The sequence below is a fragment of the Parablautia muri genome (assembly GCF_009917485.1).
GTDB lineage: Bacteria > Bacillota > Clostridia > Lachnospirales > Lachnospiraceae > Suilimivivens > Suilimivivens muri.
Map to the genome: position 1 here is coordinate 1 of NZ_QZDT01000191.1, position 791 is coordinate 791.

A 791-nucleotide genomic window follows, 5' to 3' on the forward strand; every position below is an offset into this window, starting at 1 on the left:
TCTTCAAGGGAAGTTTCCGGCGCAAGGGGCGCGGAATAGACAAGCTCATAGTTCGCCCTGTCAACCACATTCCCCGCCGCCTGCAGGCGGTCGTAAGGCTCAAAGCGGAAATCCCTTGTTTCGTCCCCGCCCTTTATCTGGTAAATGGAAAAGGTGTCTTTGTCCTGTCCGGCGGTCTGCGCCGTTTCCTGTGCCTTTGCGTAAAGCTGCTTCACGTCGCCCTCGGTCAGCTCGCCGCTTTTGAGCTGCCCCATAAGCTCGCGGCATTTCTCCGGCGTTCCCGTATAAAGCACGTCGCCCATTTTCGCCCGCCCGTTCTCCTGTGTCACATAGGCTTGCAAGAGGTAGCTGTTTTCCCGGCTGTCGCTGTAAGGGTTCCGGCGCACTCTGTAAATCGTTTCCGGGGTAAAGGCTTCTTTCGGGGCTGCGCCCGCCTTTTCCTGTGCGCCGGATTTTCCCGGTGCGGCTGCTTCCGGCTTCTCTTTCCCGGCTGTATCTGCCTTTGCCGGGGCTTCCGGCTGCGGCTGTTCTTTCGGGGCTGCCTTTTCCTCTCTGGTGGGCTGCTCCTGTCCGGCGGTCTGCTCCTTGTCCTGTGCCTTTTGCAGCTCCGCAAGATTTTCGTCTATTGAATTGATAATCTCGGCGGCTGCGCTGCGTATCGTTTCAAGGGAGCTTTTCAGCTCGGACAGCTCCCGCCCGCTGCTCCACCCGGCGACGTAGCCGAAAGAGTAGTCCGACGTATCAAGCCCGTAATGTTGGCAGACAGTATAGGCGACGCTTTCCGCTTCGAC

At 58.7% G+C, this 791-nt stretch carries 1 protein-coding gene; it reads right to left on the reverse strand.

Features of this window, described 5'->3' with window-relative positions; all coding sequences use genetic code 11:
• On the reverse strand, positions 1–791 hold a 791-nt coding region (locus tag D5281_RS25160; protein WP_277935640.1), incomplete at both ends, for a YodL domain-containing protein.